Here is a 24423-nt window from a genome sequence, read left to right as displayed (position 1 = left end):
GTATTGTAGATCCAATAAAGTTAATTCTAGAAGAACTTGTTCCCGTTACTATTATTGACAAAATGGTATGAAATAGAATTCTTATTTACTTTTTATAGAAACGGAGTAAATTGCTTTTTATTCAATCATGTTGCGCTAAGTATTGATGCAATGTCGATACAAGTTTGCAGAAAAAAAAATTCAGATGATAGAATTACAACTTTTGAAAACAAAAATTTCTATATTATAAACAGTACTTAAAATGACTAAAATCAGTATTAATGACTAAATTCTTTTAGTATTTTTTTTTAAAATTGTGCTTACTTTTTTTGCATTGTTAGCTCTAATTGTTTACGTTTTATTCTCTTCACCCATTTCTCAATTTCCACTGCCCAAAACACAATAGTTGACAATCCAAGGCACAGTAGTAATTCATTTAAAGTAAGGGCTTGTGTACTAAAAATATCCTGCATGAATGGAATGTAAATGACCGCCATTTGTAAGCCAAGCGTCAATAGCACAGCGCCTACTAATTGTTTGTTTCCAAATATACCTTGTGTGAATAAGGATTGCCATTCGCTGCGGACCGCCATTGCTTGTCCCATTTGAGAAATGCTCAAAACCGTAAATACCATTGTCATCCATTTATCATTTCCGACGTGAATTGCCCAACTTTGGAGACCTATAGCAACTCCGCCCATTAACAAACCAACCCAAAGAATATGAATTACCATTCCACCTGCAAATATACTTTCAGTTGGTTTGCGTGGCGGTCGTTTTAAAATGTTTTCTTCGGCATTTTCCGATGCAAAGGCCAGTCCTGGTAAACCATCGGTAACGAGATTTAACCATAGGATTTGAATGGGAAGGAGTGGAATGGGCAAGCCAAGAAGCGGAGCTAGAACGACAGTCAATACTTTACCACTGTTGCCGGTAACGCTGTATTTAATGAACTTGCGGATGTTGTCAAATATTCTTCGCCCTTCTTTCACTGCATGGATGATGGTCGCAAAATTATCATCGAGTAAAATCATGTGTGCGGCTTCTTTGGAAACATCAGTGCCTGTAATACCCATTGCAATACCGATGTTCGCGTGTCTCAGAGCGGGAGCGTCATTGACTCCATCGCCTGTCATGGCAACAAAATTATTTTTATTTTGGAGGGCTTTTACAATATTTAGTTTTTGTTCGGGTGAAACACGCGCATATACTTTTATGGATTCAATTTCTTTTTCAAATTCCTCATCCGTCAAATTTGCAAGTTCTGTTCCTGTAATTACTTTGTCTGTATCAAGACGTAAAATTCCTGTTTCTGTAGCAATAGCTTTTGCCGTAATGGGATGGTCACCGGTAATCATAACTGGCGTAATACCTGCCGTATGGCAATCAGCAATTGCTTGCACGGCTTCTGCACGGGGCGGATCAATCATTGCAGCTAGACCAATAAAGTTTAAATTGGTTTCAATGGTTTCAATTGAAATCGTATCTGGTAAAGTATTCACGACTTTTACAGCATAAGCCAAAACCCTTTTCCCTTGTTGAGCAAAAGCCTCAGTAACTGAATTTATTTCTTCGGCATTTGCATCCTTACAATTGCTTAAAATATTTTCCACTGCGCCTTTTGTCACAATCATAAACTGTTCCGCTAAGGGGTAAATAGTTGTCATTCGTTTACGAACTGAATCAAAAGGCAATTCGTCGTGGCGTTTAAAATTGCTTAACCATTGCGTATCATAATTTTTATTTTTTCTAGCATATTCGACTAATGCAACTTCAGTAGGATCGCCTTTAAGCATATTATTTTCATCTTCAACCGCATCATGGTTGAGTTCCATTGAAAGTAATAATAATTGTTCAGTTGAAAAATCACCAATAGCTTCTGCTTTTGGCGAAATCCAAACGTCCAGCACTGTCATTTTATTTTGAGTAATGGTTCCTGTTTTGTCCGAACAGATGTAAGTTACAGAGCCTAATGTTTCAACAGCAGGTAATTTTCGAACGAGTGCATTTTTTTGAACCATTCGTTTAGCACCTGCTGCTAAAGCAATGGTAATTACTGCAGGCAATGCTTCTGGAATGGCCGCCACTGCTACAGAAATTGAGGTTAGCAACATCTGCAGTGGATTTTCACCACGCAACCACCCAATGATAAAAAGAAGTGCGGAAATACCGATAACTACAATTGATAATTTTTTACCGAAATCAGCTAATCTTTTTTGCAATGGGGTTTTGGATTCATCCTCCTGAAGCAGTTCAGCGATGCGCCCAATTTCGGTGTTCATTCCGGTTGCAATTACAATGCCTTCGCCACGGCCATAAGTTACAATGGTGGTTTTATATGCCATGTTAAAGCGGTCGCCAAGTGGTAAATTTTCTACTGTTAGTTCATCTGTATTTTTTTCTATTGCATTAGATTCACCTGTTAGTGACGCTTCGTCAATTTTTAAGGAGCGTGTTTCAGTGAGGCGAATGTCTGCTGGAACTGACATTCCCGCTTCGAGAATTATTATATCACCAGGCACTAATTCGGAGGCAGCAAGCTGAACAATAGTTCCTCCTCTGCGAATTGTAGCATTGAACGCTGCCATTTTCTTTAATGCCTCCATAGCTTTCTCTGCTCTAAATTCCTGCACAAAGCCGATGATGGCATTCAGCACTACAATAATTAAAATTACTACAGCATCTTTTAAATTACCAACAGCTAAAGAAATTCCAGCCGCAATTAATAGAATAAAAATCATTACATCTTTAAACTGATTTAGCAATAAAACGAAAACCGAAATTTTCTTTTTCTCGGTTAAGTCATTTTTTCCATATTTTTTTTGTCGCTCTTCTACTTCTGAAGTACTTAATCCTTCCTTCCTTGAGTAAAGCAATTTATAGGTTTCGGACGCGGATACGAGATGGTGATTCATATTAATTTTATTTTATAATAGTCCATTCTAATATATAGAAATTTAAAATTTGGAAAAGAACTATAAATTTACTTAATCTGATAAAATATAAGAAAGCGAATATTTTTATTTTTAATTTGACTAACAGAGCATTTGTATTTTTAGCAAATCCATTTTTGTCGTTTGGAAAATAACTAATAATTTTAAAGAAACCAATTTATAGTAAACCAAGACGTTGCTCGGGTTTGATTGTTGATAAATGATTCAAATCGATTATCTAGACCTATTTCTATCTTATGTTGTTTATTTATTACGTAACCAATGTTAGGAACTATCCTAAATTATAAATCATACACATTATCCTGAATACTATTGAGAACATCGGTATTAAACTTAAAATAAAACTCTTTATCATCAAGTTTTTGACCTGATAGCAGGATTTCTGCACTTAATCTGTACCTCAATCTAAATTCGGTAGCTTCGTTTGAAGAAAAGGTTTGGTCTGTCGCTATTCTGTGTGCTACCCGAAAAGATTCAATTTTAGTTTGAAATATAAATTGCTGAATTGTTCTATAAGACACTGCATCTGGTTCTATTAGTGCATTTGTATCTTTTGAAATTTCCATTTTTGGTAAAGAGAATCGAGTTTACCTTCTATTTTATTATAGATCTTTGGAGCCAAAGCGCTTTTTTTGATTACATATTCTACATCTTGTAAGATTCCCAATGTGTCAAATGCAATACTAAATTGTTTGTTATTATATTTAAATTTTGGCTCTAGGGAAACATCATTAAGACCTTATTTTTTAAACCATTTTATTTTTAAATCTTTAGCGATTGAATCAATAAACTGTTATGCAGCTTGCGGAATCATTTCGGAGTTCATTTTATATTCGCGTTCCTACTTTTGCTGTGCTTGTGAGACAAATGGGAAAAGCAATAAAAAGCCAATTAGTAGAATTACAGAAGTGGTATTCATAAATTATTGATTATTACTTGTAATAAGTATGTATTATTACGAATTGTAATTTTTCATTTACACATATTCTCAAAGTTACGTAAAATAGATCTTTGCTAAAAATTATTCCGCTTGTATTAAATTCTTTGTCAAGGATTTTGATTAATCTTTCTAATCAATACAATTGTGAGCCATAAGTGGTAAAAAGAAGATTTATCTTTTATATTTCGCACGCAAAAAAAATTAGCGCTACGAGAATTAAAATAAATGTTATCTTATCTTGGAACTGTTATCGATAAACCGAATACTATCAATTCATTTTACCATTTTGCATAAGCCAATTTGCTGCTTCAGCTATTTAAAGTCGTTTTATATTTGTTTAAGGCAGTTCTTTAATTTGAAATGCAGATAATTAGTGACAATTCATGATGAAAGTTTATATAAAATGACCATATTAAAAATAAACATGATTACAATAAGCAAAGTATCCCATGCAAGAAAAAAAGCTTTACTTTTTGATCGATAAGTAAGGCCGATAATAGCAATTGCGGTCATCGTAATTATCGAGAATACAGAAACGATATGGCTTTCCGATGCGTCAACTAAAATATGTCCTTTTCTGTAAAAAAAGTTGCCAATAGCTAAAATGAAAATATTAAATAAATTACTACCTAATAAATTACCTACAGCCATATCGATAGCACCTATTTTGATTGCTGCTATTGAAACAGCCACTTCAGGTAGCGATGTAGATGCAGCTAACAAAATTGTACCAGTAAATGATTTGTTCAGCCCTGTTTGATTGGAAATTTGTTCTACAAAATGCGGGAGTACCAAAGCGGCAACAATAACGACTAATGCATTTAAAGTATACCAAAAAATAACTTTTTTGATCGATGTTCTATTTTGTAACTCCAATAGTTTGGATGGAATACTCGGTGTTGGGTGGCCTTTATCATATTGATAAACTAATTTAATTGAAATCAAATAAAAAGCAATAAAAACAATACTGCTTACACCAATCCAATCAATAAGTTTAAAATCATAAGGCAAAAATAGACCAATACCTACAAAAGAGAATAAAACAACACCTAATGCCCCAGCAAGCACATGGCTTTGCGAAGCCACGGAGAATAAACTTGTTTTTTTTGAAAATACATCCAAAAGAGATAATATTGCTAAGTTAAACGCACAACTTCCTAAGACATCACCAACTGCAAAGTCAGCAGATTCTATTATGCTCGCTGAGCTTATACCAACAAACAATTCGGGCAAACTAGTCACTGAAGCCATCATAATTAAACCAAACCATGCTTTACCCATTCCAGTTAGCTCGGCCATTTGGTCGCCGTAATGAGCTAATTTAGTGCCGCTGAAAAAAATTACAGCAGCACAAAGTAAGAATCCAAGTATTGTTAATAGCATGATAAAGTAATATTATAATTGAAATTTTAAGTACACTTTTTATTTTCTCTTTTGATTTTAATAAAATCTCGATGGTTTCCTATTTCTCTATAACTGTGTCTTAACTCTAAAGTATTTATTAACAAATGCAATGACAACTTTATCCAATTAATTTCATTTCAAAAATATTTAGCTAAAAACTCCTAGCTGGAATAGCCAGTAAAGGAATCAGGGTATGACAAGCCATCTTTTTAGTTAAACTAGTATGAAAAAAGCGATTAATAAAACTTTCACGCTTGATAGTAGTCATTACAGTTAGATCAATATTTTCCTTTTGAACTATAGTTGAAATAGACTCTTGTGCGTCATTGTCTTGGTGTAAACTGAATTCTTTGTCTCTATTTTTTAATAAACTGCTGATTGTTTCTTTAAAAGTTTCCATCAACTCTATATCTTTCGTGGAAGGTTTTCCTTTTGGCGTGATGTGCAGGAAATGAATGTTTGCATTTTTTGTAACTGAAAACTGAAAAATAAATTTGAGTACCACCAGATCATGTAAAGCATAGTTAGTTGGCATCAGTATTTTTTGAATTGACTTGTATTTATATTTTGCAGGAATAGCTAAAACTGGACACTCACTTTTGGCAATAATATCAGCGGTAACACTTCCTATGAGTACTTCTTTTAAGCCACTTGCGCCTGTGGTTCCCATAATTATCAAATCAATTTTATTTTTCTTGCTGTAAGAAATTATTTGTTGTGACTCTACACCTTTGTCAACGCAAGTTTCTATCACAATATCAGGAAATTTTTTATTCATTTTAAACTTAATTTTTTCAATTCTGATTTTTAATTCCTTTTCAACTTTAATGATTTCTTTCCTGTTAAATTCAGGTGAACCTGATAAAGCACTATTAAAAGGGATGAAGGAGTGATAGAAAATAAAATTAGCATCACTGCCTGATGCAAAATTCAAAGCATACTCAATTGCATTGAGCGATGCTTTTGAAAAATCAGTTGGAAAAAGGATTTTTATCATTGCTGCTAATTTATCTTGTTATTAATTTATTTTTTGACTGTATTTACGTGCTCAGCGCCTCTTATCAAGTGCATATCGCCTTTTATTTCTTACCTATCTCACATAAATCAGAGTAGATATTAGAACTAACACAACATAAATCCCAATAATAGGCAGGTTAAATTTTAATATTCTTGACTCTGAAATATTATCAGGTATAACAGATTTTACCATAATTATATTTTGCAACGAAATAGCATTACCTATCGCACCCCCTGTATGGAGCAACGACATAAATAGAGGCTTTTGACCCAATGCTGTAGTATTTAAGCTTCCTGCAAAAAGAAGATTACTCATAGTAGCACTTCCGGTAATAAAACTTCCGCTGATACCAATTAACGGTTGAGCCATAATTTGCCATGAGCTCATAGAAGCTGTTAATGAGCTTACAAGCTCCGAAAATGATTTTGCAATTAATTGTGTGAACGAAATAAGCAATAATATGGTGACAGCTGGAAGCCAGATTTTCAGCAGAGATACTTTTAGCAGAGATAAAAAATGTTTTGCGAAATGTCCCTGATTTAAAACAAACAAAACCAAAATAGAGGCAATTATAAAAATAATTCCTGGCTGATATATCGAGACTTGCTTTATACCAGACGCAAAAGAAATTAGTGTATCTTGGGCGAGAAACCTAAAACTCAAAAAGAGTACAATGAAAAATAAGTAAGGAGAAAAGGTATTCCACCAAATCCGTCCTGATATTTTTTCTTTAGTTGGTATAAATACGAAGACGAATAACAGTAGTCCAGCTATTCCCGCAATCGCTGATGGAAATTCTAAGGATAACATTGCGGTAAGTGAAAAGGGGACGTAAAAACAAACTCCGGCACCTAAAACTGTTTTCCACTCTTTTTTCCAGTTAATTTTTATTTGCTCCGTTTTGGACAAAAGATAAGTCAACATAAATGGAATTACTAATGCAGGCATAGCATTTAAAATGATAGTTATTGTTACCACTTCATCAGGTTCATTTATTCCCAATCCAATCCGCAACGGTCTTCCCAAAGCTCCAAATAGGACGGCCGTTATTGTTGCTGCCAATGGCAAAACAATAGCAGTAACTGGCTTAAATCCTACGGTAATCATAAGTGGAGCTATAAGTAATGCTGGTATACCAAAACCCGCAATACCTTCCATAAAACTCCCCATAAAAAAGCAGAGTATAATTGCCAGTGAAATGCGTGAAGAAATTATTGAAACGCTTTCTGTAAAAAGAATAAAATGTTTGTAAGCAGAAAGAATATTATAAAAAAGGTAAGCTCCGAATATTAATAAAATGAGTTCTGTCCCAATAATCATAGCATTTGACAACTCATAATAAACTGCTTTGCTCGCTGCTGAAAATGAAAATTTTGAAACAAGAACGATGATAACAGCGCCCAATGCTCCGAGCCATAATTTTCGGAAAATAAATACTCCAGTGAGTAAAAACAAAAACGATAGAAGGAGGATTAGGCTAGTCATAATTAATTATCCTTTGTTTATTTTTGAATGATTTCATTTGAATATATCAAAACAGATATTAGTTGATATAGCTTAATTCTGCCGATTAACTATTCAAAAGTATAGTATTAAAAAAACCTTTTTCTCTATTTGAAAACATAATTAATAGACTAGGCTTTGGTTTTTAGAAATATTGTGCCAACCAGTCTACAAGTGAAAAATCAAAGTTATTTATTGATTGTTTAATTCAATGCCCTCAAATTCTTTTGCATTGAATAATTCTTTAGTACTTTTAAACTTTATTTTATAGTGGCGAATTTGCTATATTCATTACTAATAACAGTACAGATAAACTTTTTTAGGTATCAAGAAAATCATTTATTTCTTTGATTTTGTACTTATTAAAAAAAGTATTACTCCATCAAGTGAATTCGATAATAATGAATTGCAAAGTAGAAAATAACTATCATGTTTTTAGTTTGCTTAGTAAAAGTTTGACCAAATTTAATGGCTCCTTTGACGTTTGCCAAAAAATAGGTAGTCACTAATAATTTCATTATTATATATTTTAATTGATATCATTTACTGATTTTCCTTCTTTCTGCCACTGATCTATATTCTTGATTGTTGTGGACACAATACCATCTAATGCTTCGTTTGTTAAAAAGGATTGATGTGCTGTGATTAATACATTGCTAAATGTTGTAAGCAAAGCCAAAGTATCGTCTTCGAGAATACTTTTACTCAAGTCGTGAAAAAAGACACCTTTTTCATTTTCGTAGACATCCATTCCAAATGAACTAATTTTGCCAGATTTTAAAGCATTTATTACTGATTGAGTATTGACAATTCCTCCCCTTGCTGTATTTATTAGCATCACACCATTTTTCATAATGGTAATTTGTTGTTCGTTTATTAAATATTTTGTGTCTTTATTTAGCGGAAGATTCAGACTGATAATATCAGATTGTTTGCAAAGCTCATCAAGATTAGTGTAGTGTAATGCATACTTTGACTTTAATGAGCTTTCCTCAATTTTATCGTAAGCAATTACTTTACATCCAAAGCCATGTAGTATTTTTGCTAATACGGAACCTATTTTACCAGTTCCGATTATTCCGACTGTTTTACCATTTAAGTCAAATCCGGTTAGGCCACCTAAACTAAAATCATGTCGCTTAATGCGATTGTCGGCTAATATTAATTTTCTATTCAGTGCCAAAATCATAGCTACTGTATGTTCAGCAATGGCAAAAGGTGAATATTCTGGTACATTAGCGACTTTTATTTTCAATTCTGTCGCTTTGTCTATGTCTACATGATCATAACCCACAGAGCGTAAAGCAATAAATTTTACGCCATATGAATGTAATAGATTTAAAATTTCTTCATTAGCACTGTCAGAAGTAAAAATTGCAATACCATCAAAGTCTTTTGCCAAATACGCGGTTTCTGCAGATAATTGTTCTTTAAAATAAACAAGCTCGTGACTGTTTGTCTTAATTTTTTCAAAAAAAGGCCTATCAAAACTGTGTATGCTAAATATTGCTACTTTCATTTTTGCATTTTTTAAAATTGTTGTCTAGTTTGCTATTTTATTACAACTCCTCTAGTAGAAAAAACACCTTCTTTAATTTTCTGTTGCATCAAATTCGTTGGCTTTAGCTTTAAGATTGTTTATTAAAACCAAACTTCTAAAGTTGGCTTAATTTTATCATCAATACATTACATAATTTCCAATATTTCTTATATAATTCATATTTTTTTTAATCTTAAGTATTTTTGAATTTTAAATTACTCAAAAAAATAGAACATCAAGTGATAATAAAAATTAATAGTATTTAGGATTTCGTTTATTTGAGTTTGATGGTTGTGGTTGCTACGCTATTTTTTTTTCCATGGTTTAAACTGTGGATTACTATTTTATTAATCTTATTATTATCGCTTCAAAAGTGATAGTATTTTGAGTAGTAGGCTGTGTTTTCATCAAAAACAAAAGTATTTTCTAGCACCGATTAAAGTGAAAATCCTCCCGATTTTTATCGGGAGATTACAGCGTAAAGCGGGAAATAAGTGCATTCATAAACAACATTACAAATCAGCTTTTCTATTTTATTTGTGGCGCGGTTTTAAAAACACATTGCCCACGGTTTTAACCGTGGGCTACTTTTATGAATTTGATTGTAAATTCCTAAAAATGAGAGTATTTGAGAAGAATGGTTTTTGTGTGGCTGAAAAAAGAAAATTATTTTCCAGCACCGATTAAAGTGAAAATCCTCCCGATTTTTATCGGGAGATTGCAGCGTAAAGCGGGAAATAAGTGCATTCATAAACAACATTACAAATCAGCTTTTCTATTTTATTTGTGGCGCGGTTTTAAAAACACATTGCCCACGGTTTCAACCGAGGGTTACTTTTATGAATTTGATTGTAAATTCCTAAAAATGAGAGTATTTGAGAAGAATGGTTTTTGTGTGGCTGAAAAAAGAAAAGTATTTTCCAGCACCGATTAAAGTGAAAATCCTCCCGATTTTTATCGGGAGATTGCAGCGTAAAGCGGGAAATAAGTGTATTATTAAAAAACATTACAAATCAGCTTTTCTATTTTTATTTGTAGAGCGGTTTTAAAAACACAATGCCCACGGTTTTAACCGTGGGCTACTTTTATGAATTTGATTGTAAATTACTAAAAATGAGAGTATTTGAGAAGAAGGGTTTTTGTGTTCATGAAAAACAAAAAGTGTTTTCTAGCCCCGATTAAAGGGGAAATCCTCCCGATTTTTTTTATCGGGAGATTGCAGCGTAAATCTGGAAATAAGTTATATCGAAATGAAATAAATGTACTCCTAAACAACAATCCAAATCAGCTTTTCTATTTTATTTGCGGAGTAGTTTTAAAAACGCAAAGCCCACGGTTTAAACCGTGGGCTACTATTCTATAAATCCGATTATTGCCTCTTCAAAGTCAGAGTATTTAGGTAGAAGGCTTTAGGTCAATATTATTTAAGTAGATGAAAAACAAAATTTCTAATCGGTTTCAGAAATGAGTAATCGAGGAATATTAAAATATAATTATCATTAAAACAGTTAGTTAAACTAATCTTAATAATTTCGAAGGCATAAAAAAACAACTTTATCTTTATCATAACAAAACAATCTTCTAAAATACCAGTCGAAATACAAAATGCAACTATAGTAACTTTAGTTTATCAAATAAGAAAATAAGTAGTAATCAAAACGAAATTAATATGAGTAATTTAGGAAATGCGACTTTTGAAAATTATGTAGGTTTGCAACAAGGATTCAGCGAAATGGCTTACCAAATCGTAGCTCACGTTCTTACACTCGGTTATGCCGTCATGCTTTCTGCGCTTTTTTATTTTGTACTCACTATTAAAGCGGTAGCGCCTAAATATCGAATATCATCTGTGCTCTCGGTTGTAGTAACGGTATCAGCTTTTTTATTGTTATTTGCTCAGGCAAAAAATTGGACAAGTAGCTTTGTATTTGATATAGAACGGGGGCGATATTATCTTGGGGGTGGAGCTGATCTTTTTAACAACGGTTACCGGTATTTAAATTGGCTCATCGATGTTCCTATGCTGCTTTTTCAGATGTTGTTTATTATTTCGTTAAAACGTTCTAGCTTTAGTAGCATTCGCAATCAGTTTTGGTTTTCAGGCGCAGGAATGGTCATTACCGGATACATTGGCCAGTTTTATGAAGTTACTAATTTAGTAGCGTTTGCGGTTTGGGGAGCAATCTCAACCGTATTTTTTATACATATTCTCTACCTGATGAAAAAAGTAATTGATGAAGGAAAAGAAGGTATTCCTCTTAAAGCGCAGCAAACCTTAAATTCTATATGGATTTTATTTCTTATATCTTGGATGTTGTATCCAGGTGCCTATTTGATGCCACATTTGCTAGGAATAGAAGGAGGATTTTTTAACGAAGCTGGGGTTGTTGGTCGTCAGATCACTTACACAGTAGCAGATATTTGTTCAAAAGTTATTTACGGTATACTATTGACAAATGTAGCTGGCATTTTGAGCAAACATGAAGGATATCAATCTGAAGTAGATTAAAATTATAATATCAAACGAATTACTAATTTTTATAGAAACTGCTCTTTATATTGTAGTACTACTGCTGTTGTAGAATAGTTCATCAAAATCCTCAAATCCATTTCTAGAAATGGATTAATTTTTTTAGAATTTTTCAACAATTTTTCATAAATAATTTAACATAATTCATTGATTTATAATATCAATTATTCTATTATCGATTACATTTCGCATAAAATTCCCAACTTTGTAATTCAAAAAAGCAAAATTTTAAATCTCATAAAGTCAAATAAGAAAGTATTTCGCAAAATCTATTATAACCTTCAGAAAAATTATAGTCAATTAAAGAAATAGGATTAAGGAAATAGTAACATGCAATTACTTTTAAAAATCATTTTCAATAATTGCTAAAGGGTTTCTTATTTAAAAAAACAGTATGCGTCAGTGTTTAAAAAAAAATGTGAGAATTTTTTTTATATTTATTACTAGATTGTAACTTGATCAAAGACGAAACCATATCCAATTATGGTCAAAAACCAAGCGAACAATGAAAAAGTCCAATTAAGAGCTAAGGAAAATAGAAGATATTTGGCTCTAAGTGAATTTAGACAACAATCGTTTTAAATGTTACGTTTTCGGATTTTATAAGATGCTTTAAGAATGTTTTTCCAATACGTAATTTGGGTTTAACAGTTTAAACTTTTTTAAAGTTGTTTTTTACAACGACAAAAAAAACAGCATCAAAATTATTGATGCTGTTGAAAAATTATTGAGCTAATCACAGCATAATTAAAACTGTGTAATTCTCCTTATAAATTTGATTGAATTATCTAACTGCAATAGGATAGATCTGACTTCTAGATGTTACACTACCACTTAATGCAGGACTACCATTTCTTGCGTGCATAATTCCTGCAACGTGAGGACTAGCCATAGAAGTTCCGCTTATAGTGTTGTAACCACCATTTAACCAAGTGCTTTGAACATTACTACCAGTTGCTATTACATCTACAGCAGATCTATTGTAGTTTGAAAATGAAGAAAATGTTTTCTCACAAGTCATTGATGCAACTGTAAAAATATTAGTTCCATTTGTACATGCCGGACTATAAAGAGTTGCGTCTGCCGCATCATTTCCAGCTGCTAATGCTACTCTAGTTCCAGAGGTCCCTAATCCTCTCAATGCTGTAAGGTATGGTGAAGTTGTACTGCAATTTGCGCCAAAAAAACCGCCAAGACTCATATTTACAACATCTCCTGGAGCATCATTTGCACCTATATGATTTATTGCTGCTAAAATATCAGAAGAACTTGCACCACCTGTACAACCAAATACTCTTATAGGAACGATTGGAGCTCCAGCTGAAACACCTACAACACCAATTGTATTATTTTTTGCCGCTGCTGTTCCAGCAACATGTGTTCCGTGTCCGTTACAGTCTTCAACTGATGTTCCTATATACGATTTGGCATATCTAGTATCAGTAATAACATTAAGATCTGGGTGATCTGTATCCACGCCTGTATCGACAATCCAGATCCACGCATTTGATGTGGCGCCATTTACGAATCCTCCAGCATTTGTAATTCCGCAAGGTGTAACTTGACCAGCAATTCTACTAGCGATATTATTTTGAGGAGACTTTATAATATTATCTATAGGATTTGGAATTATTTGGTCGTAATAAATTGCTTTTACTGCTGGATTTTTAGAAAATTCTTTTAGTTCATCAACACTGACATCATGAACAGATATACCATTAAATTGAGTAGAATAATAATTTGAAACTTTTGAGTTATCAAATTTTATATTAGATAAAAGTCTATCTATTTTAAATTTCGCGTCGCCTTCAATTACTTTATAAGCATTTGACTTTTCAAGTCTTGAGGAAAACACTTTTGTAGACATTTTCATTCTTGAGGATTCTGACTTATCATCATTAAATAGTATGATGTAACTCCCTAATATTTTTTCCCCCGCTAATTCTGCAGGCTTTACAATATTTTCAATTTCGCTTTGCTCTAGATTTTCGTTTTGACAGGAGCTAAATAATGCTAAGAAAAATAATGTTCCTACAGCAATTTTAATCTTTTTCATAAATAGGTTTTTGTTAATTAATAGGCACAAAATTAGCAAAAAACGTATTGGTTTTACAAATCTATTACGAATGTAGAGGACTTACCTTCTTTCTATCTCCAAAAATTAAAGTCAATTACCGCAATAGCTTAGTATATTTAAGGGATTAAAATGAAAATAAGCTGGACTATTTGTTATCTTTTTTAACAATATTTTAACTTTTTTAAATTTGATGCAGGTGTATTTTTTAACGTTAAACTACTGTATTTTTTAAAATTGCGATGTAAATTCTTAAGAAGTTGAGGTTGGTTCTAAAAACAACTATTTATATCGAATGTTATAAATAAATATGAAAATTTGGATAGCTTAGCGCCAAAAGGGCTTTTAGAATTAATATAGTTTTTGTGCTGCAGGACAGATATTGGCATTAAATATAATGAACCCACAGGACAAAAAATAAATCTATTATGATGTACTCCTTTTAAAACCAAAAGGTGTTTTTTGTTTTTATATGTTTTGCAATGATAAATAGCTCTGAAAGCTTAAAGTAGTCTAGCAATAATTCTATAAAGTACATTTAAATTGTTCAAATACGCTTTCTATTTGCTGCACAAAGGGTTTTTCACTTTATAAAAGTTTAGTAAGATCACATTTAAATTTTATATCTTTTATTGCCTTAATTTACATCATTGGCAATTCTTCGCCTGCATAATGTCATAAAATAGTTATAATAAAATGCTCTTTAAAAGGGTATTGTTCTCTTCTAATGGTTACAACTGTTTGCAGTTTTAAGTTTATTGTTTGTGTGTTTTGATAAAATTTCTAATACCGAATAGGCGTAATTAGAATAACAAAAAAAAATTGATGACAAACCGTAAGTTATATAAAGAAATAGTATCTTAAGGAACCAGTTATAATAGTTGTTCTGTGGTGATTTTTTTTCTACGATCTTATTAGTGTTGCATAGAACTAGCTACTTCATCTTTTTTGACTTATGGATTGACTTGTATATTGCAGTTTACTATATTTCGAGGGTAAAATACCATAAGCCTCATAAAAACATTTTGAAAAATAAGTTGGACTACTAAATCCGGTCTGATAAGCAATTTCAGAAATATTTGATAGTTGTCTGTCCAATAATTCAAGCGCTTTATTCAGTCTGTAATCTCTCAAAAAATTGTTTGGAGATTTACCAATTACAGGCTTCATAATTCGATAAAGATTTGATTTACTTAATCCCAGACGTTCACTAAAATCTTGGACACTTGTATTGGAATCTTGCCAAACCGTTTCTATATATTCCAGTAGATTTACTAAAAATTCCTTTTGATAAACAGTTAAATACATCACGCCAGTTATGTTCATTGGGTTATTTATATTTTCACTTTCGTAATCATCCTTTACTTCTGGCGATAAAATTATATTATTGTTAACTGTGTAACACAAATAATTGGCTTCTTTTATGGTATCTTCAAAAATGCTTTTGCCTTTGGTCACCGGAAAACCTGAACTTATGCCTATTTTAAATTTTAGATCTGGAGTAATCACACAATTGTACAATTCTTGAATTTTAATAGCACTTTCCACCGCGTTTGTAGCACAAGTAAATGACATTAAAAATGAACTTCCTTCTCGCTTAATAACACGACCATCATGATTAATAACAATATTCATTATGGATTTCTTATAACCTCGAATTGCAGCTTGTATTATTTCGATGTTTTTACTTCTTAAACTATGTTTTTTGATAGTAATAACCATTAATATCCTAAATGCGGTATCGTCTATAATATTTAGTTTAGTGTTTTGTAATTTTTCAGGATCTTGAATTCTACCTAAAAAAGATTCAACAAGTATATCATTCACTTCAATTATCCGTTGTGGGACAGCTCCATGCGATTTTTCATGAAGTTCTTTAATAGCTTGTGCATTGGGGGCTTCAATTAAGCAAAAAGCAGTTTTCCGTCGTTCATCGCACCAGTAAGTCAATCCACGGCAATTGTATTTGTGTTCAATTTTTAAGTCTGCTTGATGCATTTCTGCAATATGCGCAGCGGTAACGCCATCAGGCAAATCATGAAAATCCATGTATATTGGCATACAATTATTTTTCAAGAAAGATAATCATTTTTTCAATGTAAAAAGCTATATTTTAGGTAATTAGCGTTTTGATAAATGAAAATATCAAACTATTGTTTAGCCGTAATAGGACCAATTACATTTTTAACTTCACTTATAGAATTTGCTGGGAAACCTCCTTTTTTAGCATGCTCTTCAATTAATGCCATATTTTCTGCTTTGTAAACACAATAGACCTTATCTCCTGTAACATAACTCTGTTGCCATTCAATTTTTGGTCCCATTTCTGCTAGAACTGAACAAGATGTTTGCGAGATGCCCTTTAACTGTTCAGCTGTTAAGTTTCCCGCACCCGGAATTACACGTTCGATTACGAAAGTTTTCATAGCGTCATTGTTTTTAAAAGTTGTTTGATTTTGTTGTTGTGCTTGTGCATGATTTAATGCAAAGACAACAAGGACTAAAATTAGTTTAATTGTTTTCATGATTTTTGTTTTAAATATTAGTTTATAAAAGTAAAACAACTTAAAATCAATAAATTATACTTTCAGTCCAAAGAATCACAATTTTGGTTCAGTGCTTTTATTAGTATTTAAAAATATCCTCAGTTTCTGAACAAACCTCCGTCTATTTGCTAAAACATTACAACTTTATTTTATAATAAATTTTTTTATGTTTGAGGTTTCAACAATAAAAACGTTGTTTGACTCGAAATCGCAGGAGAAAATCCATAGATTTAGTGCGGTGCAGCTATTAATGAAATTGAAAAAAATTACGAAAAGAATTCTAAAAAAAATTCACTTTCGCAAAAAGAAAAAAGGAACTGATAGCTTACTCGCGAGTATAAATTATTGTTAGGTTTTAATCAACACCAATTAATTAAAAGAAGCCACTCTAAAGTCATTAATTAAATTGCCAACAAATAGAGCTTCTATTTTGGTGTCGGTTCAACGCAATTTCATCTTTTGACTTATTGTAGAAAAAGAAAGTTGCATTAAGAAACGATAAAATTTTAAAATGGCGCAGTTACACGCCTAAATGATCATGAAAAAAACCTAAATAGCTAAGGCAACATCAATCATTTAAACTATTGACTGATAATTTACTTCCTGAAATTTGGTCATATTATACAAATAATACTTTCTAAAAATAGATCTTTTTATAAACAAAAGCCATGTTTGACAATCAACAACCGCTTGATTTATAATGTGGTGACTTATTTATAAAAATGGCTAAATTATAAAACATGGGGTTGCTTCTCACTTTTTTCTCGGTGCGATGTCGTCTGCAATACTGACCTTCAAGAAGAAGCAATTATTAGCATTATCTTAAAGTATTAGTAAAGGATTATTGTGTAAATAGTTGATTTAAATCAATTTGCGTGGAGCAATATTCCTGACCTAAGCGTAACGAATTTATAAACGAAGTCCATCTCAACAGTTAGAGGTGATTAATAATTAGCTAACAGCCAAATTCTAATTTTTGTACGAGGATGTTATTCTTTTTTATTGATTTTCTTGTGAAAGGTATAAAAAATGGTTTGAACCTTTATTTTACCTTTTTCGATTAGAAAGGAATCAGCACCATCTAAAATATAAGAGTCTTCGGAGTTTCCTGTCCAATGAAGAAAACAGATTTTTTCATAACAGAGTTTGATTTTATAATCATAACTGCCATTTGAAAGCTGTTCATCTAATAATGTAGCAGCCTCTTTTGTCCCCTCATGTCCGTAAAATGTGCCGTAATTAGTCAAGAGTACAATATCTGTGGCATAATTATTTTTAAGATCTTCGCCAAGCTTGCCTTCTTGTGCAAGTTTGAGGTGGTCTTCAAAGACTTCGTAAGCGGAGCGTTCAGAAAGATTTTTTGTTCCCATTTTTACTTTTTTTGCAATATTAGATATTGATTAATGAGCTTAAACATAAATGAAGTTACAATTGCTAGTTTTCATTTTCAAAATATCAGTGAATAAAACCTTCGGTATGAACGGTATTTGACAACAACGAATGGTTTGATGACTAAATTCGAAAGTATAAATCGCAGAACATTACGAAATTTTATTTTGAACTAAGAAAAGAAGCTTAATTTTTCGGCCATTTTGCGACAATGGAGAATTTGTCTTGCTCGCGATTTGTCTAAAATTTATAAAAGCATAAAACGCTTGATCCTTTACTAAAGATACTAATTAAATATTCTGTTAAAACAAAACGTCAGTAAAGCAAAAATTTCGTTTAATCTCCAGATTTGTTTTTCGTCAATTTTTAAAGTGCAGCAATGCAATTCAACGGAACTTAATTTTATTTTTTAAAACAGTCGTGAGAAGTCGGGATACAAAAACACATAGTCGGAATTTGCCTTAAAGATTTTATTCGACATTATTTAAAAAAATAGTAAAAATAGTAAAGTGATATTAGTATTTACGAGTAATAATTTTAAACAAATTTTATCACTACAGAGTTTCTCTGTTGCAGTTTCAGGATAATAATTTTATAAAAAAAACATCGTTTTAAACGATGTTTTTCTATAAAATTAGCAAATTATTTTAATTTCAATTCTATTTGAAAGTATTGAAGTCACTATTTTTAGAACGAAGATCATCGGAATTTAGATTGGGATCTTCCGTTAAAAAATCGTCGTCATTTTGTTCTGCTGTTCTCTCGCTGTTCCCATTTTCGCCCTCCAAATTATCGTCTTCCTCATCAAAAAAATCTTCATCGTCGTCACGTTCAAAATCATTTTGATTGTCTTCAGCTGCCTCATCATTGTCTAAGTCGTCATCTTCTAAAAAATCATCATCTAGATCACTCAAGCTTATTTCATCGTCGAAAGGAATTCCATCGGTTTGCATTTCCTCTTGTTCTTTTACATAGAATTCATGGTGGTTCAAATCTGGACGTAATGAAGGAATAATTGCATTTTCAAAATCATTTTGAAATGATTCGTTTTCGCTATTAGCAGAAAAATTTTCGCTAACAGTTTCTTTGATTTGGTTGTTTGAAGTTTCCATACTTTATCATTTTTTAATTAGTAATAAGGCAAAATTAATAAAGAAGCTTTTATTTAATTTACAATACTATTTAATATAGTTATATAATTATCAGATTATTAACGTCGATTTTATCGACAAAAATCACTATCGGCTGAGATTTAATTATTTCAGTTTTTTACGAATTTAAGATATGTTTTTCTAAATGTGAATGATATAACTTTAATAAATAATTCTATAACTATTGATTATGATGCAGTTCCTAAATTTACAAAACAGAAATCAAGCCAATCTTTAGCAATTAATTTTTACTTAAGTAGAAACAAAAATAAAGAAAAAATTGATTACTGTTCTTACTTAGTCAACGCGACAAAACCGACTGAGTAAAAAATTGAACCGATACTTGGCGTAACGAAGGTCACGGGTAGTCAGGTTGTTGAAGTAGCTGTAATGGCGCATGTCCTTTCCACCCGTTCGGGCACGTACAAAAGCCTACGTCTCCATTGTTTAAGGGGAATCAGCAACACAACAATGAGCCAAGAATCGGTCAATTTTTTTTTGCATACAAATGAAGCAAACTTGCTTAAATCGTATATAAATTTTCATCCTAACTTTCGTTTACTTTTAAAGACGTCGAAATTTTTAAAACACCATTTTTTCAGTTCAAAGTCTCATGGTCATTTGTCTTTTATTAGATCATTTGAGCAAACAATCTATTATTTCTATTACATTGAATCTTCAATATTTGTATATCTTTTTTTGAATTTTAATAGAAATAATAAGTAAACGACTTGATCGCTTTATTTGTACTTTTCCATTGGGTTGTTAATCGAGCTTTTATTTTACAAACCATAAAAAAACCCCAACATCTGTTGGGGTTTTGTGACCTTGACTTATTCGCTTTGCGCATCCAGCAAAGCTCCGCTTTGAAAATCATTACAGCAAAAAAAAACGCTCAAGCAAGCTTGGCGTTTTCTTCTGATTTAATTATTTAATCGTGACCTTGACTGGATTCAAACCAGTAACCTCTTGAGCCGTAATCAAGTGCGCTATTCAGTTGCGCCACAAGGCCATTTGCAAGTGGTTATAATAACCTGATTGCGGGTGCAAATATAGGGTTATTTGTGTAAATTGCAAGAGTAAATTTGTAAAAAATAGAAAATTATGTTTTTAGAAAATTATATACGTGATATTCAAGGTTTTCCAAAAGAAGGAATTTTATTTAAAGACATTACGCCGCTTCTTATAGATCCAAAAGGCACACAAGAATGTCTGAAAACATTAGTCTCAACTCTAAAAAACTTAAATATTGATAAGGTAATAGGAGTGGAGAGTCGGGGGTTTTTCTTTGGGACATTGATTGCACAAGAACTGAATGTGGGCTTTGTTCCAGTTAGAAAGCCCAAAAAATTACCTTATGAAACAATTTTTGCTACTTATGATATAGAATACGGCACTGATACTTTAGAAATTCATATAGATGCGATCAAAAAAGGAGATCGCATTTTAATTCATGATGATGTTTTAGCAACTGGCGGAACTATAAAAGCAGTTTGTGAACTAGTAGAGCGATTGGGCGGTGAAGTGATGCAATGTAATTTTATTATGGAACTGTCTTTCCTGAACGGAAGAGAGAAAATTAAAGACAAGCCAATTTTTGCCGCAATTACGTATTAATCGATAGCCCTTGTAGTCACATAGTAGCGAAAACCAATTATAGCCATTTGCCATTTTTTGGCTTTGGATAAATCTAATCGCTGTTTTGTAAAACTAGGTAATAGGAGCTTATTGATTTGAGCTAGAATTTTAAACATATTTTTTTTTCAAAGATATAAAAAAAGACAGTCTCGTGAGAGACCGTCTCGTCTATCATTTACTATTTGTTTTTTTGTATTTGGGCGTGCTATTCCTGAATTTGTTTTTCGTAAATCCTCATCTTTTGCTCGAAAATTTCCATTTGCGCATTAAAAGGTTTCATTTGTTTATCAAAATCGGCCATTTTTTTATCAAAAGCTTCTATTTGAGGTGCCATTGCCTCCATTTTTTTACTAAAATCTTCCATTTTTTTGTTGAAGCTTGCCCACGCTTTTTTATCACCATTTTTTAGATAACCTTTTGGTGCTATCGGCGCTTTAGGGAAAATAGGGGCTTTAGGTGCTTTTAAACTAAATGTGGGAGGAGTCGGAGGCATAGGAGGTTCCGGTATGTTGCCTTTAGTTGAAACGTAGTTTTTGGTAATAATGCGGATTGAATTTTTATTTGAATTTGCATCTTTTCTTACGTCCATACTGCTGATAAGGTCAGGAATCATGCTTTCCGCTTCAATCGCGAGTACTTTTTTTTCATCAATAAAATATTCTGTATCAGTTGGAACACCATTTTTTTGTGTCGTTACACTTTTAACAGTATAGGTGCCTTTTGGCTTATGTAAACCGTTTAGATTTGTAGGGTCAGTTTTATCTAAGCCTAATTCAATAGCTGGAATTTTTGGATCGAATAGAATAATATTTTTATCTGTCTTTGTAATAATCCTAATAGTTGATTTATCAGTATTTTTATTAACATCGATTGTTATAATGTCATTCGGATTTATTTTATCCAAATCACTTTGGTTTGCTTTTTTACCATTAATAAAAATTTCTTTTTCATCAGTTAAGGGAGCATCAGGTGCAACAATACCAGTCTGTACCTCATTATTGATATTATCTTCCATTGTGAAATCGATTTGTAAAAACCCTTTCACGTTTTTAGACACTACTATTCCAAATGTTTTTATGGCATTGGTTTCCTGTATTTCCATAACTTTTGAAATCTCTTTTCCTTTTTTAAGCACTACTCTTATAGCAACTAACTCACTGCTTGAATTTCTTTTTACTTTTGAGAAAGTAGTTTTAATGCCATAATTAGTATTGATGTTTAAGGCATTTTCCTCTAATTCTTTGTCAGTAGTGTTTTTATTTATTTGGTAAATATCTACCGTAGTCAAATCTCCTTTTATACTTTCAATTTCTTTAATTCCATCAATTTTTTCTTGTGCAATGACTTTAATTTGGAATAAAAACATAAAAGCAACTAATGCTGGTAGCACAAGTACGTACTTCCATGAATTTCTTTTGTCTGATTGATTTTTGTTTAACATGACGATTCGTTTTTTGATTAATGATTGATAAAAATGATTGGTAATGGCAACACAATTTTCATGCGTTGTTATTTTTAAAAGTGTAAACTGATACGCTTTCTTGTCAGATATTTTTTTCGTGGCTTCGCTGTCAGCAATGAATTCCAAGTTTTGTAAAATGGTCTTTTTGTACAACCAAATTAGTGGATTGAACCAAAAAAGAATACAAAAAACCCTAGAAATTAATACGTCAACACTATGTTTTTGTTCACAATGTACTCTTTCGTGTTCTAAAATATTCTCTAGTTCGGAGGTACTATATAATGACGAATTGTAGACGATTGTATTAAAATAAGAAAATGGAGCAACGTTTTCAGTAGTATCAATAAATTTATAATCAGCCTGAGTATGCATCGTTTTCCCTTTCAAAATAGAGTTTAAGCTATAGAAATCGGATACAAACTTTGCTAAAAATAAAAAAGCACCAAGACAATAAATGAGCAAGAGAATTAAATACCAATTGATTTCGAACTCTTGATTATTAGTCGAAGTAGCTACAGGAATTTTTGACCAATCAATAGTATTTGTGCTTGCTTCCACAATTACTGTTTTAGTAAAAACAGCTAGAGGCAACAATAAAGCAGTAAATAAGCCCATTTGCAAAAACCAGCGATTACTATTGAAAAAAGTTTCTTGGCGCAATAAAAAATAGTATCCAAAATAAAACAAGGCAATAAGTCCGCTTGATTTGACGAGGTAGATGAATAATGCTTCCATAATTGAACTTTAATTTAGTAAAAATTGTTTTTCAGTAAGCATAACTTTTTATTTGTTTCTATTTTCAATCATAGCCAAAATTTCTCGCAGTTCAGCTGCTGAAATTTTCTCTTCTTTTGCAAAATGCGAAACCATATTTTTATAGGAACTATTAAAATAGTTATCGATTGCAGTATTCATAAAGCGCTTTCTGTAATCGTCAATACTAATAATTGGGTAGTACTGATGCGTGTTTCCAAAGGCATGGTGGGCAACGAAACCCTTTTCTTCTAGATTACGCACAATAGTTGAAAGCGTATTATAATGCGGTCGATCTTCGGTAATTTCAGCCATGACTTCTTTTACAAAAGCTTTTTTAAGCTTCCATAAAATGTGCATGATTTCCTCTTCTTTATTGGTTAATTTTTGCATAGCTATTTATTGTGTTATCCTGAGCGTTGGCGAAATACAAACTTACAACTATATTTCTAGTTTGCTAACTATTTTTATAGTTATTTAACTAAAATAGTCGTTTGTTTTAATTTTTTGTAAAGTAATGCTATTATAGTATCCAGCTAGGAGTAGTTTTTAGTTATTAAAAAAAAAAATTCCCTCGCTATTGCGTTAAGAGTTTAAAATGCTGGAAGAAATAATATTGATAATTCTACCTTCATACTAAAAACTCACCATAAATTAAAAATTAACTTTTTTTTAACTATTAAGGAACGGCAATTTTGTTTTTGTGTAGTATTTTTACCCGACCTACTAGTATTAATCAACATAAAAATTTATGGCCTTTAAAATATTAGCAATTGACCATCAACTTAATACGGATGTATATTTAAACTTAGGACAGCATTTACCGTCTTGCCATGATTTAGAAGTTTGCAATTCTTTAAAAGATGCCTATTGCATACTATTTGAATACAAACCCCAATTTTTTTTTGACGTAGTCATACTAAATTGGCTGATGCCGCCTTTCGCAGAAAAAAACATTTGCAATGGTGCAGTACTAGCCAAACAAATAAGAACTAAGTTGTCCAACACTAAAATAATAGTAATGGCGAGGTTCTGGCAACCGTCGCAGCTTAGAGATACAATCAATAGTTGCAAGCCTGATGGAATTTTTGAAAAATGCGACTTGTGTTTTCAAAACATTCCAATTTTTGTCTCGCAAGTCTTGAAAGGCGAAATCATAAGGACACCCACAATACTTGACTATTTGCAAATCATCCATCGCAACGATATAAATTTTGATGAATATGATAGGCAAATTCTATTTTACTTAAGCATCGGTTACCAAACAAAAGATTTGGAACCATTGGTGTATTTGAGTGTAAGCGCCATCAAAAAACGTAAACAAAAAATGAAAGAACATTTTTATATGGGTGGCTGCAGTGATATTGAGTTGATTTCAATTGCAAAAGAAAATAAGGTGATTTGAAGCACGCAGTTGCATATTATTTTCAAATAAAAGTATTAAAGTCACTACGATCCGAAAGTCTAAAATAAAAAGTGCCTGAGATTCCCTTATTTTTGTTTTGCGAAAAATAAAATAATTATATGGGACTCTTCAGGCGG

Annotated in this window: 19 protein-coding genes and 1 tRNA gene; 4 read left to right on the top strand and 16 right to left on the bottom strand. The window is 31.9% G+C overall.

Features of this window, described 5'->3' with window-relative positions:
* Positions 1-299: 299 nt before the first annotated feature.
* The 7 genes from BUB42_RS11375 to BUB42_RS11350 all read right to left on the bottom strand — a co-directional run bounded on the left by BUB42_RS11375 (position 300) and on the right by BUB42_RS11350 (position 9317).
* On the bottom strand, positions 300-2894 hold the full coding sequence (locus BUB42_RS11375; protein WP_073020409.1) for a cation-translocating P-type ATPase: 2595 nt from the start codon (positions 2892-2894) through the stop codon (positions 300-302).
* Positions 2895-3214: 320 nt separating this feature from the next.
* Entirely contained in the window at positions 3215-3499 is a 285-nt protein-coding gene (locus tag BUB42_RS11370) for a DUF2490 domain-containing protein (protein ID WP_073020407.1), read from the bottom strand.
* 755 nt (positions 3500-4254) lie between these two features.
* A complete protein-coding gene (locus BUB42_RS11365) occupies positions 4255-5256 on the bottom strand; it encodes a sodium:calcium antiporter (RefSeq protein ID WP_073020406.1) in 1002 nt (333 codons plus the stop codon).
* A 172-nt stretch (positions 5257-5428) separates the two neighbouring features.
* On the bottom strand, positions 5429-6274 hold the full coding sequence (locus tag BUB42_RS11360; protein ID WP_073020404.1) for a universal stress protein: 846 nt from the start codon (positions 6272-6274) through the stop codon (positions 5429-5431).
* Between the two features lie 93 nt (positions 6275-6367).
* On the bottom strand, positions 6368-7780 hold the full coding sequence (locus tag BUB42_RS11355) for an L-lactate permease (protein ID WP_084118331.1): 1413 nt from the start codon (positions 7778-7780) through the stop codon (positions 6368-6370).
* A 392-nt stretch (positions 7781-8172) separates the two neighbouring features.
* Positions 8173-8316 carry a hypothetical protein gene (locus tag BUB42_RS16440; protein ID WP_170857223.1) on the bottom strand — a complete coding sequence of 48 codons (144 nt, stop codon included), beginning with the start codon at positions 8314-8316 and terminating at the stop codon, positions 8173-8175.
* 11 nt (positions 8317-8327) lie between these two features.
* The gene (locus BUB42_RS11350; protein ID WP_073020401.1) at positions 8328-9317 is read right to left on the bottom strand and encodes a 2-hydroxyacid dehydrogenase; all 990 of its coding nucleotides are present in this window, start codon (positions 9315-9317) and stop codon (positions 8328-8330) included.
* Positions 9318-9966: 649 nt separating this feature from the next.
* On the opposite strand from BUB42_RS11350, the gene BUB42_RS11345 reads away from it, so the two are divergent.
* Both BUB42_RS11345 and BUB42_RS11335 read left to right on the top strand, forming a co-directional pair.
* Entirely contained in the window at positions 9967-10272 is a 306-nt protein-coding gene (locus tag BUB42_RS11345; RefSeq protein WP_139257361.1) for a hypothetical protein, read from the top strand.
* 735 nt (positions 10273-11007) lie between these two features.
* Positions 11008-11847 carry a bacteriorhodopsin gene (locus BUB42_RS11335; RefSeq protein ID WP_073020395.1) on the top strand — a complete coding sequence of 280 codons (840 nt, stop codon included), beginning with the start codon at positions 11008-11010 and terminating at the stop codon, positions 11845-11847.
* Between the two features lie 805 nt (positions 11848-12652).
* Here BUB42_RS11335 and BUB42_RS11330 read toward each other — a convergent pair.
* From BUB42_RS11330 to BUB42_RS11290, 6 genes are all read right to left on the bottom strand, one after another.
* Positions 12653-13924, bottom strand: coding sequence for a S8 family peptidase (locus tag BUB42_RS11330; protein ID WP_073020394.1), 1272 nt, complete (start codon positions 13922-13924; stop codon positions 12653-12655).
* A gap of 957 nt (positions 13925-14881) precedes the next feature.
* Entirely contained in the window at positions 14882-16003 is a 1122-nt protein-coding gene (locus tag BUB42_RS11325) for a nickel-binding protein (protein ID WP_073020392.1), read from the bottom strand.
* An 89-nt stretch (positions 16004-16092) separates the two neighbouring features.
* A complete protein-coding gene (locus BUB42_RS11320; protein WP_244533923.1) occupies positions 16093-16467 on the bottom strand; it encodes a DUF4242 domain-containing protein in 375 nt (124 codons plus the stop codon).
* A 1010-nt stretch (positions 16468-17477) separates the two neighbouring features.
* Entirely contained in the window at positions 17478-17858 is a 381-nt protein-coding gene (locus tag BUB42_RS11310) for a hypothetical protein (protein WP_073020388.1), read from the bottom strand.
* A 678-nt stretch (positions 17859-18536) separates the two neighbouring features.
* On the bottom strand, positions 18537-18989 hold the full coding sequence (locus BUB42_RS11305; protein ID WP_073020386.1) for a hypothetical protein: 453 nt from the start codon (positions 18987-18989) through the stop codon (positions 18537-18539).
* 977 nt (positions 18990-19966) lie between these two features.
* Positions 19967-20040: transfer RNA gene (locus BUB42_RS11290), tRNA-Arg, on the bottom strand.
* A 92-nt stretch (positions 20041-20132) separates the two neighbouring features.
* Here BUB42_RS11290 and BUB42_RS11285 point away from each other — a divergent pair.
* Entirely contained in the window at positions 20133-20645 is a 513-nt protein-coding gene (locus tag BUB42_RS11285; protein WP_073020381.1) for an adenine phosphoribosyltransferase, read from the top strand.
* On the opposite strand, the gene BUB42_RS16755 is transcribed toward BUB42_RS11285, so the two are convergent.
* From BUB42_RS16755 to BUB42_RS11270, 3 genes are all read right to left on the bottom strand, one after another.
* Entirely contained in the window at positions 20642-20782 is a 141-nt protein-coding gene (locus BUB42_RS16755) for an SsrA-binding protein (RefSeq protein ID WP_073020379.1), read from the bottom strand. The genes BUB42_RS11285 and BUB42_RS16755 overlap by 4 nt on opposite strands.
* A gap of 89 nt (positions 20783-20871) precedes the next feature.
* On the bottom strand, positions 20872-22863 hold the full coding sequence (locus BUB42_RS11275; RefSeq protein WP_073020377.1) for a M56 family metallopeptidase: 1992 nt from the start codon (positions 22861-22863) through the stop codon (positions 20872-20874).
* A 48-nt stretch (positions 22864-22911) separates the two neighbouring features.
* Positions 22912-23274 (bottom strand): BlaI/MecI/CopY family transcriptional regulator, encoded by a 363-nt coding sequence (locus BUB42_RS11270; protein ID WP_073020376.1) that lies wholly within the window; start codon positions 23272-23274, stop codon positions 22912-22914.
* Positions 23275-23632: 358 nt separating this feature from the next.
* On the opposite strand from BUB42_RS11270, the gene BUB42_RS11265 reads away from it, so the two are divergent.
* On the top strand, positions 23633-24286 hold the full coding sequence (locus BUB42_RS11265; RefSeq protein ID WP_073020374.1) for a response regulator: 654 nt from the start codon (positions 23633-23635) through the stop codon (positions 24284-24286).
* The last annotated feature ends 137 nt before the right edge of the window (positions 24287-24423 follow it).

The sequence above is a fragment of the Flavobacterium micromati genome (assembly GCF_900129585.1).
Classification (GTDB): Bacteria; Bacteroidota; Bacteroidia; order Flavobacteriales; family Flavobacteriaceae; genus Flavobacterium; species Flavobacterium micromati.
This window is presented reverse-complemented; position numbering and strand designations above follow the sequence as displayed.

Coding starts and splice junctions, on each gene's coding strand:
- BUB42_RS11350 (WP_073020401.1), bottom strand. CDS start 9,317: ATGAAAGTAGCAATATTTAGCATACACAGTTTTGATAGGCCTTTTTTT.
- BUB42_RS11305 (WP_073020386.1), bottom strand. CDS start 18,989: ATGGAAACTTCAAACAACCAAATCAAAGAAACTGTTAGCGAAAATTTT.
- BUB42_RS11320 (WP_244533923.1), bottom strand. CDS start 16,467: ATGAAAACAATTAAACTAATTTTAGTCCTTGTTGTCTTTGCATTAAAT.
- BUB42_RS11285 (WP_073020381.1), top strand. CDS start 20,133: ATGTTTTTAGAAAATTATATACGTGATATTCAAGGTTTTCCAAAAGAA.
- BUB42_RS16755 (WP_073020379.1), bottom strand. CDS start 20,782: ATGTTTAAAATTCTAGCTCAAATCAATAAGCTCCTATTACCTAGTTTT.
- BUB42_RS11265 (WP_073020374.1), top strand. CDS start 23,633: ATGGCCTTTAAAATATTAGCAATTGACCATCAACTTAATACGGATGTA.
- BUB42_RS11360 (WP_073020404.1), bottom strand. CDS start 6,274: ATGATAAAAATCCTTTTTCCAACTGATTTTTCAAAAGCATCGCTCAAT.
- BUB42_RS11270 (WP_073020376.1), bottom strand. CDS start 23,274: ATGCAAAAATTAACCAATAAAGAAGAGGAAATCATGCACATTTTATGG.
- BUB42_RS11275 (WP_073020377.1), bottom strand. CDS start 22,863: ATGGAAGCATTATTCATCTACCTCGTCAAATCAAGCGGACTTATTGCC.
- BUB42_RS11355 (WP_084118331.1), bottom strand. CDS start 7,780: ATGACTAGCCTAATCCTCCTTCTATCGTTTTTGTTTTTACTCACTGGA.
- BUB42_RS11335 (WP_073020395.1), top strand. CDS start 11,008: ATGAGTAATTTAGGAAATGCGACTTTTGAAAATTATGTAGGTTTGCAA.
- BUB42_RS11370 (WP_073020407.1), bottom strand. CDS start 3,499: ATGGAAATTTCAAAAGATACAAATGCACTAATAGAACCAGATGCAGTG.
- BUB42_RS11375 (WP_073020409.1), bottom strand. CDS start 2,894: ATGAATCACCATCTCGTATCCGCGTCCGAAACCTATAAATTGCTTTAC.
- BUB42_RS11310 (WP_073020388.1), bottom strand. CDS start 17,858: ATGGGAACAAAAAATCTTTCTGAACGCTCCGCTTACGAAGTCTTTGAA.
- BUB42_RS11325 (WP_073020392.1), bottom strand. CDS start 16,003: ATGCCAATATACATGGATTTTCATGATTTGCCTGATGGCGTTACCGCT.
- BUB42_RS11330 (WP_073020394.1), bottom strand. CDS start 13,924: ATGAAAAAGATTAAAATTGCTGTAGGAACATTATTTTTCTTAGCATTA.
- BUB42_RS11365 (WP_073020406.1), bottom strand. CDS start 5,256: ATGCTATTAACAATACTTGGATTCTTACTTTGTGCTGCTGTAATTTTT.
- BUB42_RS16440 (WP_170857223.1), bottom strand. CDS start 8,316: ATGAAATTATTAGTGACTACCTATTTTTTGGCAAACGTCAAAGGAGCC.